Origin of the sequence: Frankia sp. AiPs1 (genome assembly GCF_023716945.1) — a bacterium.
Lineage (GTDB): Bacteria > Actinomycetota > Actinomycetes > Frankiales > Frankiaceae > Frankia.
In genome coordinates, this window is sequence record NZ_JAMQQF010000583.1 from 1 (window position 1) to 3,722 (window position 3,722).

Here is a 3,722-nt window from a genome sequence, read left to right on the forward strand (position 1 = left end):
GTCCGGCCGCGGGGCCCTGGCCACGGCGGGCGTCGGTCCGGTCGCCGATGCCGGCACGGCGCCACCGGTGTCGCTCAGCTCGACGAAGGCGGCCCGGTACAGATCCGCGAAGGCCGGCACCGAGCCGGGGCCGAGAAGGTGACGGTGGTAGCCGAACGTGACGTGCAGGCTGTCGCCCATCCCGAGCACGCCGATGAACAACCCCTGCGGCATCCCGGCCGTCCCGGTGAAGTACACGGCGCTGATCGGCAGCCCGGCGGCGCCGGCCAGGTCGTCGAAGCGACCGAGGTTGCTCACCGCGGCGGTCGGGGCGAGCACCGGGCGCCCCGCGGTCACCCCGTAGCGCAGCAGCGTGCTGCGCCACGGGCCGGGCACGAACCGCGCCGCAGCGACGCCGAGCGCGCCGGAGAGCCCCGGCACGGCCGGCGGGACGACCTGCTTGGCCAGGTCGGTCTGGTTCACCACGCGCACGGCGAGCTGCAGCGAGTCCACCCGGTCGGCGACCGCGCTCGAAATGATCGTCTGACCGGTCCGGTTGCCGCTGATCTCGGCCAGCGCGGGGAACGACGACGAGGACGGCATTGCGGCGAACGACGACGAGGACCCCAGGTCGATCGGCATCCGGATCCGCAGCCGGCTGGACTCGCCGCCCCGGCGGGAGTTCCACCGGTCGATCGCGAGATGCGCCGCGCCGATCAGCAGGTCGTTGATGGTCATCCGGCGGCCATCCGGCAGTGTCGGCCGCCCGCCCGGTACCGCCAGGATCAGCGGGTGGAAGCCGTAGCCGTCGCCGCCCACCGCCAGTGGCGTGATGTAGCGCCCGGACCGGCGGACGAGCGCGGCCCAGCCGGGCGCCCCGGCCCTGGCCAGCGGCTGGACGCCCGCCGGCACGCCGCGGTGTCCCTCGCCCGGCGTGACGGCGCCGTCCCGGTCGGCATTCCAGGCCGCCTCCCGGTAGTGGTCGAGGATCTCGGCGACGAGTGCGGCGAGCCGTAGCCCGTCGAAGGCGAGGTGGTGGGCCACCACGCTGAGCTGGTCGCCGTCGGCCCGACGGACCAGCGCCACCCGGATCGGGGGGTAGCGGCGCAGGTCGAACGGCGCGGAGGACAGGATTTCGTGGATGCGCCACCCGTCGGTTCCGTCGTCGACGAAACCGACCGGATCGGCCGTCGGTTCGGCGGCGAACCGCCAGGCGTGCTGGCGGGATCCGTAGAGCACGGCGCGGGCCATCGGGTGGCGACGGATCACCGTCCACACCGCTGCCCGCAGCCGCGCCGGGTCCAGCCGCCCCGTCGACTGGACGAACAGTCCGCAGGTGAGCGGCGCACTCGCCCGGTCCGAGGCGGCGAGAATCTGCTCACCCGGAGTCAACGCCCGATCGGGTATCGGCGGTGCCGGAGCCCCGCCGTCCTGCGCCAATCCCATTGTCGTAGGCCGGCCTCTCTGCACGGGATTTCGCGGTTTCACGGCGATGGCGCGCGTCGCCGTCGAGGAGCAGGTCAAGCGTAACCAGGGGAAATCGCCCGGTCAGGGGAGAGGTCACCGACCGCCGACCCATCCGGGCCGGCCCCCGCGAGGTCGCCCTTAACACGGACATGCCAGGCAGAGGCCCTAAAAGCGGGGTTGCTCCGGACATAAACCCCGTCCAGCCGCCGGCCCGCCACTCACGCAAAGTAGCCAATTTGTGGGCGTAACGAATCCCAAAGGTCGCCTGCGCCCCGCACCCTCGTCCTACCCCCCGTCCCGAAACGGGCACCCTGTCGCCCAGTGTCACCCACTGGTCGGCACCGGCGGGACCTGAGAGGATGCCCCCATGATCCTCCCGGTCATCGTGGCGACACTCTGCGCGACCAGGGCGCTCGGCCGTCGGGTCGCCGGACCGCGCCGGCCGGCCCGCCCGGGCACGGACCGGTGGCAGTCGCACGGGTGGCGCCGACCGGCCAGTCTCGCCAGAGGAGCGCCATGACCGGCGACGAGAGGTGCCCGTCGGACCGCATTGAACTCGCGGACCTCGTCTGCCTCACGGGCGAATCGTCCATACACTACGCCGATCAAACAATTCCCCACGAACGCGACCTGGCCATCGTGGCATTGTTGGGTAAGGCGCAGCGCGGCGGCGGTCTCGAACAGTTACTGGACCTGATCCGCCCGGAGGTGGAAGCGCAGACTCTGCGGGCCTTCGGGGTGCGGATGGCCTCGCTCGCGGTCCGCCGGGCCGAACCCGACCTGCTGCGCCTGGGGCTGCTCGCCGTCGCCGTCGCCAGCCTGCGCAGCAGGGACCGCCGCGACGACTTACTCGCGCTCGCCCCGCTCTGGCGGACGGCGAGCCTGCTGCGCCTTGACCCATCCCACGAGTTCACCGCCGCGGCAGTGGAGCTGCCCGGCGCGGCCGAGTTCCTGCTGGGCTGGGTGGACCGCACCCCGCAGCGGCAGGATCTGGCCGAGATGGGGTTTCGCGAATCGACGGATGAGGACGGCTTCCGCTACATCGCGGACGCGACCGTCTTTCGCCGCATCCTCGAGGCGGACTACGCCCGCCGGCCCCGCATCATCCGGCTCCTGTTCGCCCGCCAGCGGCGCCGCTGGCTGCGCGAGAACGGCTTCGACTGACCTCGACTGACTTCGACCGACGCGACCGCGTCGCGGCTCAGCCCGCGTCGGCGGCCGGCCTGCGGATGACCTGCAGCCGCGCCTGTGCCAGCACCGCGGGCATGTTGCGGATGACGTCGCGGTCGCGGTCGCGGTCCTCCTCGGTGAGCTCCTCCCAGTCCACCATCGACGGGTGCCGCTTGGCCGGCTCGTCGTCGCTGCGCAGCGGTCCGTAGGAGTAGCCCTGTCGTTCCTTGTGCCGACGCCACCGCACGTGCTCGTCGCGGGCGAGCTCCTCGATCTCGGCGTCGGTGAAGGTGAACGGGTCGCCGCCCAGCCCGACGGAGACGATCGACCAGTCGCGGGCCTGCATGATCGCCGCGTACTGGGCCGCCTGCGCGCGGTTGGCGTCCCGCAGTGGCTCGGCCAGCTCCGCCCACGGCCGCAGGCCCGGGCGTGAACCCGCCTCGTGCCGTTTGCCGAGCTCGTGGTCGAGGTAACGGCGGTGGATCGCCTGCGCCATCCGCTCGACACACCCCGCGTCGAGCAACGGCGAGGTGCCCGCCGTGGATGCATGCGCCTTACCGGGCTGCCGGGTCGAGGGTCCGTTCACAACCGTTGTCATGGCCCGGTGACTCCTTCTGAAACGGATGGCGACCAAGGTTCGAACCGCCGGTGTCGCGGTGCCGCTAGTCGAGTCTCTTGCTTGCGGTCCACCTGTCGCCACCGGAAGTCCGCCGCCCGACACGGTAACCGCGATCACCAGATCCAGGACCACCAGATCCAGGACCACCGGAACCGGGACCGCCTGTTTCGGGGATGTCCGGCTCCGCGGGCCGTCCCCAGACCCAGCAGGCCAGCGCGGCGAGCACCGCGGCGAACGCCAGCGAACCGAGCACCTGCACGGGCACACCGAACGCCCCGTGCCCCGAGCCGGGCTGACTGTTCGGATCCACCGCGACCCCGATGCCCGCGCCGAGCATCGCGATCGCGGCGAGCCAGCCCAGCGCCCGCGGCCGCGACCGCCCGAGCCAGACGAACACCGGCACCGTCAGGGCCACCGGGCCGGCCACCAGGACCAGCGCGACCATCGCCAGCCCCGTCCACAGCACCCGGACGGCACGGCCCGCCGG

The 3,722-nt window shown here is 72.6% G+C and carries 3 protein-coding genes and 1 pseudogene; 1 reads left to right on the forward strand and 3 read right to left on the reverse strand.

Annotation, left to right across the window (positions count from 1 at the left end; genetic code table 11):
* A partial coding sequence (locus tag ND748_RS27755; RefSeq protein ID WP_251749155.1) for a condensation domain-containing protein occupies window positions 1–1,371 on the reverse strand: 1,371 nt, incomplete at its 3' end.
* A 591-nt stretch (window positions 1,372–1,962) separates the two neighbouring features.
* Between ND748_RS27755 and ND748_RS27760 the strand changes: the two genes are divergently transcribed.
* The gene (locus ND748_RS27760) at window positions 1,963–2,610 is read left to right on the forward strand and encodes a hypothetical protein (protein WP_251749156.1); all 648 of its coding nucleotides are present in this window, start codon (window positions 1,963–1,965) and stop codon (window positions 2,608–2,610) included.
* Window positions 2,611–2,647: 37 nt separating this feature from the next.
* On the opposite strand, the gene ND748_RS27765 is transcribed toward ND748_RS27760, so the two are convergent.
* Window positions 2,648–3,214, reverse strand: a complete 567-nt coding sequence (locus tag ND748_RS27765; RefSeq protein ID WP_251749157.1) for a RyR domain-containing protein — start codon at window positions 3,212–3,214, stop codon at window positions 2,648–2,650.
* Window positions 3,215–3,278: 64 nt separating this feature from the next.
* Window positions 3,279–3,722: pseudogene (locus ND748_RS27770) on the reverse strand (DUF3367 domain-containing protein); the annotation flags it as partial.

What these genes read in the sequence shown, in the direction of transcription:
- ND748_RS27760 (WP_251749156.1), top strand. Translation starts at nt 1,963, where the DNA reads ATGACCGGCGACGAGAGGTGCCCGTCGGACCGCATTGAACTCGCGGAC.
- ND748_RS27765 (WP_251749157.1), bottom strand. Translation starts at nt 3,214, where the DNA reads ATGACAACGGTTGTGAACGGACCCTCGACCCGGCAGCCCGGTAAGGCG.